Raw genomic sequence first — 14,580 nt, forward strand, 5'->3', positions numbered from 1 at the left:
CAGACGTAGAAGCCCATAAAAGCGCAGTTGGGCATAAGCATAATAGGGAACCAAACCCATGCCTTTGGCAATCGCACTGATTCTGATCGTGGTGTTGTCGGTACTGTTCCAGGTGTTCACGCCCTGGTGGTCGACACCCGTGGCGTCCAATTGGGGGCATATTGACGACACCCTGGTGATTACCGGTCTGATCACTGGCGTGGTGTTTATTGCCGTTAATATCTTTATCGCCGTCGCCATTATTCGCTACCGACACCGCGAAGGTCACAAAGCCGATTACCAACCGGAAAATAAGAAACTGGAGTGGACCCTGATCGGACTCACCACTCTGGGTATTGTCGGCATGTTGGCCCCGGGCCTGTTTGTGTATTCCGAATTTGTGGATGTACCGGAAGAGGCTGATCACTTCGAGGTAGTCGGTCAACAATGGCAATGGAGCTTCCGTTTCCCGGGTGAAGACGGGGTGCTTGGGCACGCCGACAATCGATTTATCACCCCTGATAATCCCTTTGGTCTCAAACCTGACGACCCCAACGGTGCCGATGATCGACTGGTGCTCAGCAACGAAGTACACCTGCCGCTAAACAGACCCGTGAAGGTATTGATGCGCTCCAAGGATGTCCTGCACGATTTTTACGTACCGCAATTCCGCGCCAAAATGGACTTGGTGCCCGGTACCGTTTCCTATTTCTGGTTCACCCCCACACGCCCCGGTCAATTCGAAATTCTCTGCGCCGAACTCTGCGGCGTCGGTCACTACAATATGCGCGGCAAAGTGGTGGTGGAAACCGAGCGCGCCTACCGCGAATGGATGGCTGGCCTGCCCACCTTTGCCAAACTGCAGGAGGGCACCACACTCACCGACAGCTCGGATCTGAGCTTTGAAGAACTGGTGGAACAAGGCAGACAACTATCCCAGGCTCAAGGTTGTATCGGTTGTCACAGCCTCGATGGCAGCCCCACTCCGGGTCCCACCTGGCTCAATCTCTACGGCAAACAGGAAGAGCTGGCCGATGGCAGCAGCGTGCTGGTAGATGACGGCTATCTGCGTGAAGCCATCGTCAACCCCAACAGCCAGATCGTCAAGGGCTTCGCCCCGATGATGCCGCCCTATCCGTTTACCGATGTCCAGCTCGACGCCACCGTCGCATTTATCAAATCTCTTTCCGATAAGGCGCCAAATCAGGAGGGGGATACGCAATGAACGAACCTCAGAGCTTCTGGACCAAATACGTCTGGAGCCAGGATCACAAAGTGATCGCGGTGCAATACTCCATCACGGCCATAGTCGCCGGCATTGTCGCTCTGGTTTTGTCAGTGCTGATGCGCATGCAGCTGGGTTTCCCCGACAGCGTGCCCTTTATGGACTCGGAGGCCTATTACCAGGCGATGACACTGCACGGCATGATCATGGTGATCTACCTGCTGACGGCGTTGTTCCTGGGTGGTTTTGGCAATTACATGATTCCGCTGATGGTGGGGGCCAGAGACATGGTGTTCCCCTACCTCAATATGCTCAGCTATTGGTTCTATCTGCTCTCGGTCATTGTATTAATGGCCAGTTTCTTTGTCCCCGGGGGGCCCACCGGTGCCGGCTGGACCCTTTATCCACCCCAGGCCATTCTGACGGGAACGCCGGGAACAGACTGGGGCATTATCACTATGCTGATCTCGCTGGCAATTTTTATTGTCGCCGCCACCATGGGCGGGCTTAACTACGTCACTACCGTTCTGCAGGCACGTTGCCGCGGCATGACATTGATGCGCATGCCTTTAACCGTCTGGGGTATTTTTGTCGCCACTATTATGGCGCTGCTGGCATTTCCCGCTCTGTTTGTCAGCGCGGTGATGATGTTGTTCGACAAGCTGCTGGGCACCAGCTTTTTTATGCCGGCGGTGGTGTCCATGGGGCAGGCGCTGGATTACGACGGCGGCAGCCCGGTGCTGTTCCAGCACCTGTTTTGGTTTTTTGGCCATCCCGAAGTTTATATTGTTGCGCTGCCCGCCTTTGGCATCGTCTCGGATCTGATCAGCGTACACGCGCGCAAGAATATCTTTGGCTTTCGCATGATGGTCTGGGCGATTGTGTTTATCGGCGTGTTGAGTTTTGTGGTCTGGGCACACCACATGTACGTAAGCGGTATGAACCCCTATTTCGGTTTCTTCTTTGCCATCACCACGCTGGTGATTGCCGTCCCTACCGCCATCAAAGTCTATAACTGGGTATTGACGCTCTGGCGCGGCGATATTCACTTAACGGTACCCATGCTCTACGCCATTGCCTTTATCAGTACCTTTGTGATCGGTGGGCTGACCGGACTGTTCCTGGGCAACGTGATTGTGGATATCCCCTTATCCGATACCTATTTTGTCGTTGCTCATTTTCATATGGTGATGGGTGTGTCACCGATTCTCGTTATCTTCGGGGCCATTTATCACTGGTATCCGAAAATTACCGGGCGTATGTTGAACGACACCATTGGCAAGACCCATTTCTGGATCACCTTTATCGGCACCTATGCCATTTACTTCCCCATGCACTACCTGGGGATTCTCGGCATGCCGAGGCGTTACTACGCCTACGAAAACTACGAGTTTATTCCCCAATCCGCTCACGATCTCAACAGTTTTATCAGCGCCATGGCGATAGTCGTCGCTGTCGCCCAGGTACTGTATATCTACAATCTGTTCTGGAGTTACTGGAAAGGTAAAGAGGCGGGCCCCAACCCGTGGGGTGCCACCAGCCTGGAATGGCAAACCCCACAAACGCCACCAGTGCATGGCAATTGGGGCGAGAAACTGCCAGAGGTACATCGCTGGGCCTACGACTATAGCGTGCCCGGTTACGACGAAGATTTTGTACCCCAAACCCAGCCGCAACCCGAAGACCGCCCGGCGGGAGAAATGGCATGAGTGAGCCCAAGGCGTATCCCAGTCTGGAAGAAAACCCTGTACGGGATTTTTCCCTGCCCACTCCTACCGACCTGACCTTGGCGCGGGGTGGCTTGCGTATGTTGTTTGCAGTGTTAGGGGTAATGTTTGCTCTGTTTGCCGTGGCCTACAGTATGCGCATGCATATGGGCGACTGGCAAGTGTTGGTAGATCCGTGGCAGCTGTGGCTGAACACGGCTATGCTGATAGCTGGCAGTGTTGCCATGGAGATCGCCAGACAATCCTGGCGCCGCGGCCGAACCCAATGGGTTGGTCCGGCACTGTTGATCGGCGGTGGCTTCGCCGTAGTGTTTTTGGCCGGTCAGTTGTGGGTGTGGTCAATGCTGACCTCGGAAGGCTATCTGGTGAACGGCAACCCCGCCACCAGCTTTTTTTACTTGATTACCGGCCTCCACGGCTTGCACATCGTCGTGGGACTGGGTTTTTGGGCCTATGGTACAGGTAAGGTTTTGCGCGGCGCAGAGAGCGCACAACGCGCCGGTGTCAGCATCGAGCTCTGCAGCAGCTACTGGCATTTTTTACTGGTGGTGTGGCTGGGGCTGTTCGCCCTGTTGGCCAACACCTAGCAGTCAGGACTAAATTCAATGGGCGCAAGGACGCCAAAGGGTGAGGTAGACCCATGGCACATTTACTTTCTGAAGATTCGCAATTGGTAAAAGACTGGGCCTCTGACCAGGATGCCTTTAAAGGCGTTTCCTGGGGCAAGGCCATGATGTGGATCTTCCTGCTCAGCGATACGTTTATCTTCTCCAGTTTTCTGGTGGGCTATATGACGGTGCGCATGTCCGTCACCGAGCCCTGGCCCAATGCCAGCGAGGTGTTTGCGCTGACCATTGCCGGCCATCACATTCCCCTGATCCTGATCGCCATCATGACGTTTATCCTGATCACCAGCAGCGGCACTATGGCCATGGCGGTAAACATGGGCTATGCGCGCAAACGCAAACAGGCGGCGCGACTGATGTTTGTCACCGCCTTGCTGGGTGCCAGCTTCGTGGGCATGCAGGCATTCGAGTGGACCAAACTGATTGAAGAGGGTGTGCGCCCCTGGGGCAACCCGTTTGGAGCCGCTCAATTCGGCTCAACCTTTTTTATGGTAACCGGCTTTCACGGCCTTCACGTAAGCGCCGGTGTGATTTACCTGTTAATCGTTGCCCGCAAGATCCAGCTGGGCCATTACGAAAAAGAGGGCAATTATCAGATCGTGGAAATTGCCGGCCTCTATTGGCACTTCGTGGATCTGGTGTGGGTCTTTATTTTTGCATTTTTCTATCTGTGGTAACTATTGTTCAAAATGGAAGATGATGTCGGGAGGTAACCGATGAGTACGTCTAACGCCCTTGGCCAGGAATCCCAGGAACATAACACCCAGGAACACCCGATTGGACTCTATTTGAAAATCTGGGTGCTGCTGTTTGTTCTCAGCACATTATCCTACATGGTGGACTACATGCAGCTGCAGGGCTACCTGCGCTGGACACTGATCATCATATTTATGCTGCTGAAGGCGGGCTTGATCGTTGCGGTATTTATGCACATGATGTGGGAGCGGCTGGCTTTGATCTATGCGATCCTGCTGCCGCCTCTGTGTTTGCTGGTGCTTATCGGCCTCATGGCGATTGAGGCCGACTACACCATTTTGATGCGATACGATTTCTTTGGTCGTTAAGGCATTGACTTCATAAACGCTTTAAATTTGTTTTGAGCACCAATGACCAAAGCCGGTGTTGCCGCGCCCACACCGGCCACTTCCATAGCGGGATGATGGCTGATCACCTTCTCCAGCACAGGCTCTTCTTTTTCGTTCACATCCACAAACAACACATGCTTGCCTTTGGCGAGCACATCCTGAAAGCGCTTGAAGTCAGTATGGGGAACCTGAATACCAAACAGGCCACCCTCCCAGGTACAAAAACCCAGGGCAACAATCGCCAGGAAAATAAACGGAACCCAGGTTGTGGTTTCCGGAACACCGGAGACATAGGCCAGCCCTAATATCACGGCAGCCACAATAACGCCCACCAATGCTCCGATTTCTGTGGAATGCACCACGTCTTTTTTCAACACGGATTCCACTTCATGCAAATGATGCTGCTCGACCTCAAGGTCGTTTTCACTGAGAATGTGGATTTGCGGAAGGGTCAGCCCTTCATCTTCGAGCTCGTGCTCTACCGCTTCCAGCTCGTCGATGTTGTCGCTGATATAGTAATGCCTTTTCATTTCGGCCTCCGTCGATCACTCCATCCCTGGGATTAACCAAATTCCACATCGTCACAGCTTCGGTGTGGAGTCACTTTCACTAACAGTATAGTACGTAGTACGCACTCACAAACTCGACGGATGTCTTACGTCAAGCGGTTATTAGACGGATAGGAAATTAGTAATGGACCGCTAATAATCCAATGGACTTAAAAACAGGAAGGAGGCAGTTTCCGGAAGAACAACAACAAGCGGGGAAAAGCGAAGAAAGAGACAACAACAGAGGAAAAGACGGCGCCAGCCGAAGCGGAACTGACGCCGTGGGATGGAAACTTACACGCGCTCGATAATGGTGGTGATACCCTGACCCAGGCCCACACACATGGTGGACACACCCAGAGTACCCTCACGCTGGCGCATCACGTTCAACAGTGTGCCGGTAATACGGGCACCTGAACAACCGAACGGGTGGCCCAGAGCAATGGCGCCGCCGTGCAGGTTGACCTTGTCGTCCATTTTGTCCAGCAGATCCAGATCTTTCAACACAGGCAAGGCCTGGGCGGCAAAGGCTTCGTTGAGTTCAACAAAGTCGATATCGTCCATAGTCAGACCGGCGCGCTTGAGCGCCTTTTGGGTGGAAGGCACAGGACCATAACCCATGATAGAAGGATCAACACCGGCAACAGCCATGGCGCGAATGCGGGCCAGAGGCTGCACCCCCAGAGCCTGGGCGCGTTCGGCACTCATCACAATCATGGCGGAGGCACCATCGGTGATCTGTGAAGAAGTACCGGCAGTCACAGTGCCGCCTTTGGGGTTAAACGCAGGTTTCAGCTGCGACAGACCTTCAACGGTGGTTTCAGGGCGAATGGTTTCGTCCTTGGTCATGCGGACTTTAAAACCATTGTCGTCGTGACCATCAATAGCAACGATCTCTTCGCTGAAACGACCTTCTTCCGTGGCCTGGTGAGCCAACTGATGGGAACGTGCACCGAATTCGTCCTGCTGCTCGCGGGTAATACCGTGCATCATACCCAGTACTTCGGCGGTCATGCCCATCATACCGGCAGCCTTGGCCACGTGCTTGGCCAGACGCGGATTGGGATCCACGCCGTGGGTCATTTGTACATGGCCCATATGCTCAACACCACCCACTACAAACATATCACCGTTGCCGGTCATAATGGCCTGAGCGGCGGTGTGCAGCGCGGACATGGAAGAACCACACAGACGGCTCACCGTTTGACCGGCAGCCTGGTGAGGAATCACAGTCATCAGTGACATCATGCGGGCGATGTTCATGCCCTGCTCCTTGGTCTGGTTCACACAACCCCAGATCACATCTTCCACTTCAGCGGGATCCAGCTTTTCGTTGCGGGCAAACAGGCCGTTGACCAAATCAGCAGACATGTTTTCCGCGCGGGTGTAACGGTAGGCACCATTCTTGGAGCGGCCCATGGCGGTACGACCAAAATCTACAATTACCGCATCTCTCGGATTCAAGCTCATCACTTAATCTCCATCAAATTCTTTGTCAGTGTCAGTCAGTGGTATCAGGCGAAGAACACTTCGCCGTTGGCCGCCATCTCGCGCAGTTTCTCAGTCACCTGATATGACTCGCCGAGCTCGGTGTACTTGTCAGCGCGAGCAACAAATTCCGCGATACCCATATCCTGAATGTAATGCAGGGCGCCACCACGGAAGGGAGGGAAGCCAATGCCGTAGATCAGCGACATATCCACATCCACCGCAGATGCCGCGATGCCCTCTTCCAGACAGCGAACCGCTTCCAGACACATGGGGATCATCATACGATCAAGGATTTCCTCATCGCTGAAGTCATTGGCGCCGTCGACAACCGGCGCCAGCAATGCAACCACCGACTCATCCACAACCTTCTTGGGCTTGCCTTTGCGATCCACTTCGTAGCTGTAGTAACCCTTGCCATTTTTCTGACCGTAACGGTCGTTCTCAAACAGCACTTCGTGAGACGTTTTAAAGTCACGGCCCATGCGCGTCGGGAAGCCTTCTGCCATCACCTCGCCGGCGTGAACACCGGTGTCAATGCCCACCACGTCTGCCAGGTAAGCGGGGCCCATGGGCATACCAAACTTCTCCATCACCTTGTCGATCTTGGTAAAGTCGGCACCGTCTTTCACCAGACGCATAAAGCCGCCAAAGTATGGCGAGAGAATACGGTTGACCAGAAATCCCGGGCAGTCGTTAACCACAACCGGTTTCTTGCCCATGGCCAGTGCGTAGGCAACGGTGCGGGCAACGGCTTCGTCTGACGTCTTTTCGCCACGAATCACTTCCACCAATGGCATTTGGTGCACCGGGTTAAAGAAGTGCATACCACAGAAGTTCTGTGGGCGCTGCAGCGCTTCGGCCAGGTAAGTAATGGAAATGGTTGAAGTGTTGGAAGCGAGGATGGCGTCTTCGCGAATCTGCTTTTCGGTCTCAGCCAGTACAGCGTGTTTAACCTTCGGATTTTCAACGACGGCTTCTACAATCACGTCGGGAGTGTCGAAACCGTCGAAGCCCAGCTGCGGCTGAATATTGCTGAGAATAGCGGCCATTTTTTCGGGGGTCATGCGGCCGCGGCTGACACGCTTGGACAGCAGTTTACTGGCCTCAGACAGCCCCAGATCGATTCCGGCCTGGGCAATGTCCTTCATGATAATTGGCGTACCTTTGAGGGCTGACTGATAGGCGATACCACCACCCATGATGCCGGCACCCAGTACCGCGCCACGCTCTACCTTGCCGCCCTTCTTGGCCCAGGTCTTGCCGGTTTTCGCCAGTTCCTGATCGCCCAGGAACAGGCCCACCAGATTGCGGGCCACTTCGGTCTTGGCCAGTTTGGCAATGCCCTTGGCTTCCTCAGCCAGCGCATCGTCGCGACCCAGCTTCGCCGCTTTTTGAATGACCTTGACGGCAGTCACAGGAGCCGGGTAATTGGGTCCTGCCTGACCGCCAACAAACGCCTTGGCAGTTTCGAAAGACATCATGGCTTCAATATCATTCAGCTTCAGCGGATCGAGTTTTTCCTGACGCTTGGCTTTATAGTCGAACTCACCGTCGATACATTTTTGTACCAGGTCCAGAGCTGCGTCGCGCAGCTGCTCGGGTGCAACCACAGCGTCAACCGCGCCAGCGGTCAGAGCGGCCTCTGGCTTTTGTTCTTTACCGGCGGCGATCCACTCAACGGCGTTATCGGCACCGATCAGGCGTGGCAGACGTACGGTACCACCGAAACCTGGAATAATGCCCAACTTGGTTTCAGGCAGGCCGATCTTGGCAGCGGTGGACATGACCCTGTAGTCGGTAGTCATGGCCATTTCCAGACCGCCCCCCAGCGCAAAACCATTGATCGCGGTTACCGTCGGGAAAGGCAGGTCTTCGATCGGGTTAAAAACCGTCTTGTTGGTTTCCAGTGTGGCGGCGGCGATGGCCTCTTCGTCATTGCTGAAGTTATCGCCAAACTCGGTAATATCGGCGCCAACGATAAAAACATCTTTGCTACTGGTGACGATCAGGCCGGTGACGCCTTCGGCACTGGCCAGTGCCTCGCCGGCTTGCTTCAGTTCGTTGACGGTCAACGCGTTAAATTTGTTTACCGACTCACCTTCCAGATTGAAGTTGAGCTCGGCAATGCCATTGTCCAGGGCAGTTACCGTTATGGCTTTACCTGAATAGATCATCTATCAGCCTCACACTCTAGGGTTATGGGGACCCGCACGCGCGTGCGTCGCGGACCTAAATCTTAGCGGTGTCTAGATTAGAGGCAGGCGGCAAGGCTTCCAATTGCAAAATCGACCGGAACCGGTGACGAATAAGAGCAATCGGGTCAGATTGGGTGGTTGATTGTGACTGTCAAGCAGTGACTGTCAGGTCATGGACGCTCTGTATAGATCAGGCGATTACGCCCTTCGCTTTTGGCCTGGTAGAGGCGTTGGTCCGCTTCGGCGAGCAACTGTTGTGGCGATACATTAAGTTGGGGTACCTGAGTGACAGCCCCAATGCTGAGACTCAGCTGCCTGTAATCAGGTGATGCCTGATGCTCAATCTCCAGCTTTTCCACCATCCGCTGGATGTTTTCGACACTGCGCTCAACAGCCCGACCCTCGACTCCCGGAAGTAAAGCCACAAATTCCTCACCGCCGTAACGGGCGACAAACTCGCCGCTGCGACTCAGGCAGCGTCCCAACACCTCACCCAAACGGCGTAGACATTCATCGCCGGCCAGATGGCCATAGTGATCGTTATAGGCTTTAAAGTGATCCACATCGATAAACAACAGCGTCAGAGGAGCCTGAACCCGGCAGGCCCGGCGCCATTCATTCTCAAGCACATGTTCGAACTCACGGCGATTGTGCAGCCCGGTGAGACTGTCATAATTTGCCCGCACCTCCAGGATTTCTGTCATGCGACGCAGCTGCAGATGCGTTTTCATTCGCGCCTGCAGTATCACCGGTGACCCACCCTTGCGCAAAAAATCTGCGGCGCCGTATTGCAAACCTTTTACTTCGGCTTCTTCGCTGTAGTCCTCAGCCAACAGAAAAATGGGCAGACGGGTGGTTTTCTCCTGTGATTTCAGGTGGCGGCAGAGTTCAAACCCATCGCCTTCTCCCAGCGATACAGACACCAACACCAGATCCGGGGGTTCGGCTTCCTGGCAGAGGCTAACGACGCGGGCACTGGTATGAACCACACGCACATCAAAGGCATCTTTCAATTGTGCCTGCAGCTTATGGGCATAATTAATGTCATCATCTGCGATCAGGATGTTGGCCACTGATTGACGCTCGCACACCAATGTGGATTGATTGTCTGCGAGCGCGTGCTGATCGAAAAAAGTTTTGAACTGGGAAGGTAACGGCAAACCCAAAAAAGTGGTCTGATCGGGCAACCACTGCAGTGAAGGAATGCGTAACTGAAAGGGGCCCTGCTCCCAGGCCTGCTGCCATTGGGCTAACAAATGATTAACGGCTTTATCCTCAACCCTGGAAGACAGACCACTGAGTAATACCAGCTCTTGCAGCACGTCTGGTGAGGAAATATCTTTCCCTTCGATCCAGTAGGCCCGGTAGATAAGACCTCGCAGCACCACAGCCCGTGCCGGATCGGACAGATAAGCGGCGGCAATTGCGCGATTGGCTGTGCCGGTGTTTACCCGGCCGCCGGGCAAGGTGATCACCAATCCGGGCGCTTTTGTACGCACCCTCAGCAGCTCTTCCTCCAGTTCGTCCTTGATTGAAGGATCCATGCGGTGCAGATCCGCCTCGGGCTCATGCTCTATGGAGCGCCACTGGACTTTGCGTTCCAGGCCCAGTGTGATCAGATGCTCATTGAGCGCATAACAAAAGGGGCAATTAAAATCCCCATAAACGACGAGCAGAGGCTCCATCTACACCTCCAGACCGAAAGCTGTTATTTACAGCTTAGTCTAGTACACCTTCGAGGTATGCATTCATTTGGCAGACACTATCGACACCGGCCTCCGAGCGATAACCAGCAAACGGCTTCCCAACAGCAAGGCCGTCATTATCAGCCCGGTCACCAGGGCAATCCAGAAGCCTTCGGCGGCCAGCGGAGGCCCCAGCAGATCGGTTCTCGCCAGCGTATAACCCAAGGGCAGCGCCACCCCCCAATAGGACACCAGGATTAACAGCATGGGCACGCGCCCATCCTGATAGGCTCGTAGCGCGGCATTGGCGGAGATCTGGAGTTGATCGGGAATCTGGTAAAAGGCCATCCACAAGAACAGAGCCACAGCCGCGCTGTGCACCGCCGCGTCATTAGTAAACCAGCTGACGATGGATTCGCGCCCCAGCAATATCAGAGTCATGGTGCTCAGGCTCACCAGCAGAGAAGCTGAAACCCCCGTACCCGCCGCAAAATTGGCGAGATTCTGCTCCCCCCTGCCCAAATAATGCCCAACGCGGATAGTAATCGCCTGAGCCATACTCAGGGGCAGCATAAAGATGATATGGGACACCGTCAGGGCAATCTGATGACCCGCCACCACCAATGCCCCCAGCGGCGCCAACAACAGTGCAATTGCTGAAAAAATAGACACTTCGGCAAACACCGCCAATGATATCGGCAGGCCCAGTTTCAGAATCTTGCGAATCTCACTCCAACTCGGCGCCTGCCATTGACGGTACCAGCTCACTCCATCGTAGTTGCGGCGACTGGACGTCAGCCACACCATCATGACCACCTGCAACCACAGACAGATGGCAGTTGCCACGCCGCAACCCACACCGCCCATTTCGGGCATGCCCCAACGGCCATAAATCAAGGCAAAATTAAGTGGGATATTGGCCAGGAACGCCACCAGGCTACTGATCATATAAGGCCGAGTCCGGCCCATACCTTCAGTAAACGAACGCAGGCTGCTGAAGATGGCCGCGGCTGGAAGGCCAAACGCCATGGCCTGAAGGTAACCACGGGTAATGTCGATAAGCTTTGGGTCCACCTCCATCCAGACCAATAACCGTCCCGTATTAAGCAGCAATACAACGCCCGGAACCGCTGCAAACAGTACCATCCACATACTCTGCTGTACGGTGGTGACGATGGCGGCGTGATCTTTCGCTCCATGCAAGCGGGCAATCATTGACGTGGCAGCAATCAGCAGTCCGGTCAACAACAGATAAATGGGCAGCCAGATACTATTGCCCACTGCTACCGCGGCCAGATCTTCGGCACCGTAGCGGCCTGACATCAGGGTATCCACCGCGCCCATACTGGTGGTCAGCAACTGCGCCGCCAGTAGGGGCGAAGCCAGCTTCACCAACTGTTTTAACTCGGAAACCCAGGAATTCAGCACCACAAAACCTCAAGACCAAAAATCAGCCCGCCATTCTATCGATTTGACGACCACTTTGCTCGGCTTACTTCCTTTCCCACCAGCACTGCACTACCCCAAAAGTTCAGCTGCGGTCGGAGCCCGGGGCGGAGTATAATGCCGGACTACTGCCCGATTGAGATGAATTATGAAGCCGGTACAAGACGCACTAAACGCCATTCTGGACACAGCCAAACCCGTCTCCGCGACCGAAACCCTACCTCTGATGCAGGCCCATCAACGGGTTCTGGCAGCTGCCCAAACATCACCGGTGGACGTGCCGCCTGCGGACAACAGCGCAATGGACGGTTACGTGTTCTGTACCAGTGACTACAACGGTGAACAACAACAGTGGTTTGAAATCAGTCAGCGGATTCCGGCCGGTACCGCCCCACAGCGGCTGGAACCCGGTACGGCCGCTCGAATTTTCACCGGCTCCGAGATACCCGAGGGTGCCAATTGCGTGGTGATGCAAGAGCACTGCGAAACGGAAGACAACCGCGTGCGTGTGCCCGGCGGAAAACCGGTCAACAATAATATTCGTCCACGCGGCCAGGACATCCGCCAGGGCGCCGAGGTGGTCTCACCCGGCGATCGTTTGACCCCTCAAGCCCTGGGGCTTCTCGCTTCTGTCGGCGTCGCAGAGGTGCCGGTGTATCGACGCCTGAAGGTCGCGATTCTATCCACCGGCGATGAATTGGTGGAACCCGGCGAGACATTGGCCAAAGGCCAGATCTACAATTCCAACCGCTATCTGCTGGCTGGTCTGCTGGACAAAATGGGTATCCAGGCCATTGACCTGGGACGCGTGGAGGATACGCCGGAAGCCACCTTGAAGGCACTTAGCCGTGCCACTCTGGAAGCCGATGTGATTCTAAGCACTGGCGGAGTATCCGTCGGCGAAGAAGACCATATCAAGGGCGCGGTTGAAAAACTTGGCGAGTTGCAGCTCTGGCGCATGGCCATTAAACCCGGCAAACCACTGGCGTTTGGACGCGTGGGAGACACACCCTTTTTCGGGTTGCCCGGCAACCCGGTCTCAACCTTTGTCACCTTTCTGTTATTTGCCCGCCCCTATCTGCAAAAAATGCAGGGACTTGAACCACGCTTACCGCAAGGCATCGAGATGCCCGCCAGCTTTGAGCGCAGAAAGAAGAGCATCCGCCAGGAATACGTGCGTGTTCAGGTCGATGACGCAGGCAAAATGCACCACCACCCCAACCAGAGTTCCGGTGTCCTCTCCTCTACTGCCTGGGCCAACGCCCTGGCGGTGGTGCCGGCAGACACCGAAATCAGCGAAGGCGATCCCGTGCGGGTGATTCGCTATGACCAACTGTTTTAACGCCAACCGGTTATGACATAAGAGGAGAACACCATGGACAAGCAAACCCAAACCGAACTGGAAGCCGCTACCTTTCGCCGCCTGCTCAAGCACCTGGACGAGCGCAAAGATGTTCAAAACATCGAACTGATGATTCTGGCCGGCTTCTGCCGCAATTGTCTCAGCAAATGGTACATGGCGGCCGCCGACGAAAAAGGCCTGGAAGTCAACTACGACCAGGCTCGGGAGCTGGTGTATGGCATGCCCTACGACGAGTGGAAAGACAAGTACCAGCAACCCGCCACTGCGGAGCAACTGGCCGCGTTCGAAGAACACCAGAAAAAGAATCACTGATCAACAACGTTTAGACGCAGGAACACAGACTCATGGCAGAGATCACCATTCGTGAACTCAACGTATATCCGGTTAAGTCTTTGCGCGGCATCAGCGTGCGGCAATGGCCGTTGCAGCGCACCGGCCTGGCCTGGGATCGCCACTGGATGCTGGTTATGCCCAATGGTCGCTTCGTCACCCAACGCCAGCTTCCGTCAATGGCATTGATAGACACCGCCATTGAAAACGAACAGCTGCTCCTCAGTGCCAACGGCAAAGGTCAGGTCAGTCTGCCTCTGCACGCGACCGCGGGAGACATCTTCAACGCAACCGTCTGGCGCGACCAGTGCGAAGTCATTGCCGCCAGCGAAGAAGCCTCCGCCTGGCTCACCGACGTTCTCAATGCGCCCCAGCCCCTGAAACTGGTCCGTATGGCTCCGGGCTCTGAACGAGAGCAATCTTGCGCAGATCGTTTTGGCAGTCACCAGACTTATTTTGCCGATGCGGCGCCACTGCTGGTTGCCAACCAGGCTTCTCTGGATGCACTCAACCAGACGCTGCAGGAACGTCAACTGGGTACCGTCGACATGCGCCGTTTCCGCCCCAATATTGTCGTGGAGGGTCTGAATGCCTTTGAAGAACAACGCCCGCAAGAATGGTCCGGCGGCGACGCAACCATTCAGCTGGTGGATCACTGTGAGCGCTGCATTATGACCACCATTGATCCGGACAGCGCCGAGAAACATCCAGACATGCAGCCCTATAAAACCCTCGCCGAAATTAACCCTATGCCGGATAACCCGCGTGCGGCTGCCTTTGGTGTGAACGCCGTTGTTACCAGAATGACGGGTGATGCCAGCCCCTCAGAACATTCCATGTTAGCCGTGGGTGATCGACTCAGTGTTTCCGGGCGTTAAGC

13 protein-coding genes are annotated in these 14,580 nt (G+C 55.0%); 8 read left to right on the top strand and 5 right to left on the bottom strand.

The genetic code is table 11. From position 1 onward, the window contains the following. The first annotated feature begins 58 nt into the window (after window positions 1-58). From HBA55_RS09940 to HBA55_RS09960, 5 genes are read left to right on the top strand one after another with little or no spacing between them, the layout of a single operon-like run. Window positions 59-1,204 carry a cytochrome c oxidase subunit II gene (locus HBA55_RS09940; protein ID WP_166990010.1) on the top strand — a complete coding sequence of 382 codons (1,146 nt, stop codon included), beginning with the start codon at window positions 59-61 and terminating at the stop codon, window positions 1,202-1,204. Beyond that, on the top strand, window positions 1,201-2,913 hold the full coding sequence (gene ctaD / locus HBA55_RS09945; RefSeq protein ID WP_166990012.1) for a cytochrome c oxidase subunit I: 1,713 nt from the start codon (window positions 1,201-1,203) through the stop codon (window positions 2,911-2,913). The genes HBA55_RS09940 and ctaD overlap by 4 nt, the downstream gene beginning before the upstream one ends. After that, a complete protein-coding gene (locus HBA55_RS09950) occupies window positions 2,910-3,518 on the top strand; it encodes a cytochrome c oxidase subunit 3 (protein ID WP_166990014.1) in 609 nt (202 codons plus the stop codon). The genes ctaD and HBA55_RS09950 overlap by 4 nt, the downstream gene beginning before the upstream one ends. A 53-nt stretch (window positions 3,519-3,571) precedes the next feature. Further along, window positions 3,572-4,234: a heme-copper oxidase subunit III family protein gene (locus HBA55_RS09955; protein WP_166990016.1), complete on the top strand. Its 663-nt coding sequence runs from the start codon at window positions 3,572-3,574 to the stop codon at window positions 4,232-4,234. A 39-nt stretch (window positions 4,235-4,273) separates the two neighbouring features. Further along, window positions 4,274-4,621 carry a cytochrome C oxidase subunit IV family protein gene (locus HBA55_RS09960; protein WP_166990018.1) on the top strand — a complete coding sequence of 116 codons (348 nt, stop codon included), beginning with the start codon at window positions 4,274-4,276 and terminating at the stop codon, window positions 4,619-4,621. Here the strand turns inward: HBA55_RS09960 and HBA55_RS09965 are convergent. The 5 genes from HBA55_RS09965 to HBA55_RS09985 form a co-directional block, all read right to left on the bottom strand. Next, window positions 4,618-5,172 (bottom strand): NAD/FAD-utilizing enzyme, encoded by a 555-nt coding sequence (locus tag HBA55_RS09965; protein ID WP_166990020.1) that lies wholly within the window; start codon window positions 5,170-5,172, stop codon window positions 4,618-4,620. The genes HBA55_RS09960 and HBA55_RS09965 overlap by 4 nt on opposite strands. 312 nt (window positions 5,173-5,484) lie before the next feature. Continuing rightward, window positions 5,485-6,660: an acetyl-CoA C-acyltransferase FadA gene (gene fadA, locus HBA55_RS09970; RefSeq protein ID WP_166990022.1), complete on the bottom strand. Its 1,176-nt coding sequence runs from the start codon at window positions 6,658-6,660 to the stop codon at window positions 5,485-5,487. A gap of 44 nt (window positions 6,661-6,704) precedes the next feature. Beyond that, a complete protein-coding gene (gene fadB, locus HBA55_RS09975; RefSeq protein WP_166990024.1) occupies window positions 6,705-8,855 on the bottom strand; it encodes a fatty acid oxidation complex subunit alpha FadB in 2,151 nt (716 codons plus the stop codon). Window positions 8,856-9,046: 191 nt separating this feature from the next. After that, window positions 9,047-10,561, bottom strand: coding sequence for a diguanylate cyclase domain-containing protein (locus tag HBA55_RS09980; RefSeq protein ID WP_166990026.1), 1,515 nt, complete (start codon window positions 10,559-10,561; stop codon window positions 9,047-9,049). Window positions 10,562-10,624: 63 nt separating this feature from the next. Then, window positions 10,625-11,992, bottom strand: coding sequence for an MATE family efflux transporter (locus tag HBA55_RS09985; RefSeq protein WP_166990029.1), 1,368 nt, complete (start codon window positions 11,990-11,992; stop codon window positions 10,625-10,627). 163 nt (window positions 11,993-12,155) lie between these two features. On the opposite strand from HBA55_RS09985, the gene HBA55_RS09990 reads away from it, so the two are divergent. The 3 genes from HBA55_RS09990 to HBA55_RS10000 are packed head-to-tail and all read left to right on the top strand — an operon-like array spanning window position 12,156 to window position 14,578. Beyond that, entirely contained in the window at window positions 12,156-13,349 is a 1,194-nt protein-coding gene (locus tag HBA55_RS09990; RefSeq protein WP_166990031.1) for a molybdopterin molybdotransferase MoeA, read from the top strand. Between the two features lie 33 nt (window positions 13,350-13,382). Next, a complete protein-coding gene (locus HBA55_RS09995; protein WP_166990033.1) occupies window positions 13,383-13,682 on the top strand; it encodes a DUF1244 domain-containing protein in 300 nt (99 codons plus the stop codon). Window positions 13,683-13,714: 32 nt separating this feature from the next. Beyond that, a complete protein-coding gene (locus HBA55_RS10000) occupies window positions 13,715-14,578 on the top strand; it encodes an MOSC domain-containing protein (RefSeq protein ID WP_166990035.1) in 864 nt (287 codons plus the stop codon). Window positions 14,579-14,580: the final 2 nt, after the last annotated feature.

Source organism: Pseudomaricurvus alkylphenolicus (assembly GCF_011683955.1).
Lineage (GTDB): Bacteria > Pseudomonadota > Gammaproteobacteria > Pseudomonadales > Cellvibrionaceae > Pseudomaricurvus > Pseudomaricurvus alkylphenolicus.

Coding starts and splice junctions, on each gene's coding strand:
- HBA55_RS09940 (WP_166990010.1), top strand. CDS start 59: ATGCCTTTGGCAATCGCACTGATTCTGATCGTGGTGTTGTCGGTACTG.
- ctaD (WP_166990012.1), top strand. CDS start 1,201: ATGAACGAACCTCAGAGCTTCTGGACCAAATACGTCTGGAGCCAGGAT.
- HBA55_RS09950 (WP_166990014.1), top strand. CDS start 2,910: ATGAGTGAGCCCAAGGCGTATCCCAGTCTGGAAGAAAACCCTGTACGG.
- HBA55_RS09955 (WP_166990016.1), top strand. CDS start 3,572: ATGGCACATTTACTTTCTGAAGATTCGCAATTGGTAAAAGACTGGGCC.
- HBA55_RS09960 (WP_166990018.1), top strand. CDS start 4,274: ATGAGTACGTCTAACGCCCTTGGCCAGGAATCCCAGGAACATAACACC.
- HBA55_RS09965 (WP_166990020.1), bottom strand. CDS start 5,172: ATGAAAAGGCATTACTATATCAGCGACAACATCGACGAGCTGGAAGCG.
- fadA (WP_166990022.1), bottom strand. CDS start 6,660: ATGAGCTTGAATCCGAGAGATGCGGTAATTGTAGATTTTGGTCGTACC.
- fadB (WP_166990024.1), bottom strand. CDS start 8,855: ATGATCTATTCAGGTAAAGCCATAACGGTAACTGCCCTGGACAATGGC.
- HBA55_RS09980 (WP_166990026.1), bottom strand. CDS start 10,561: ATGGAGCCTCTGCTCGTCGTTTATGGGGATTTTAATTGCCCCTTTTGT.
- HBA55_RS09990 (WP_166990031.1), top strand. CDS start 12,156: ATGAAGCCGGTACAAGACGCACTAAACGCCATTCTGGACACAGCCAAA.
- HBA55_RS09995 (WP_166990033.1), top strand. CDS start 13,383: ATGGACAAGCAAACCCAAACCGAACTGGAAGCCGCTACCTTTCGCCGC.
- HBA55_RS10000 (WP_166990035.1), top strand. CDS start 13,715: ATGGCAGAGATCACCATTCGTGAACTCAACGTATATCCGGTTAAGTCT.